This is a genomic window from Salinimicrobium oceani, from assembly GCF_012037645.1.
This window is the reverse complement of the sequence record NZ_JAAVJR010000134.1, coordinates 1-712: the sequence shown is the minus strand read 5'-3', so window position 1 is coordinate 712 and position 712 is coordinate 1. Positions and strand designations below refer to the sequence as shown.

The 712-nt window shown below is 46.1% G+C and carries 1 protein-coding gene; it reads right to left on the bottom strand.

What is annotated here, in order from left to right; genetic code table 11:
• Positions 1–712: AMP-binding protein (locus tag HC175_RS15860; protein ID WP_168139396.1), on the bottom strand; the 712-nt coding region annotated here is incomplete at both ends.

Sequence of the window (712 nt, the reverse complement as noted above, 5' to 3'; positions counted from 1 at the left end):
ATTGGGACCTTTACATAGTATTTCTCCGTCTTCGGCTATTTTTACCTCTACGTCCTTTAGCAAGGGACCCACGGTGCCAAACATCCTGTTCTTTTCGTTGTAACGGTTTCCGCTTATAATGGGAGAGGCTTCAGTTAATCCGTAACCTTCCTGGATCACGATCCCGGCGGCGGTGAAAATGCGCAACAATCTCACCTGGCACGCGGCGGCGCCCGTAATAATGGATTTTACTTCTCCGCCCAAGGCTTCTCTCCATTTGCTAAAGATCAGCTTATCTGCCAAAGCAAGCTGTAGCCTGTAGGATAGACTTTTTGGTTTGTTGATCTCAAATTCTTCAGCTAAACCTAAGGCCCAGAAGAAGAGTTTTTTCTTGATTCCGGTAAGTTCGTTTCCTTTAGCCAGAATTCCCTCGTACACCTTTTCGAGGAGGCGGGGAACCGTGGTGAATAAAGTGGGTTTAACTTCCTTAAGGTTGACAGCAATGGTATCCATACTTTCAGCATAATAAACAGCTGCCCCGCTATAGAATTGGCAGTAGGTCGCCATACGTTCAAAGGCATGGTTAAGAGGCAGGAAACTTATCACGCGTTTGCCTTTAACTCCAACTTCCTGAATAACTTCTGCAGCGCCCATAGCATTGCTCAGAATGTTCTTGTGCGATAACATGACACCTTTTGGAGTTCCCGTGGTGCCTGAAGTATAAAGTATTGTC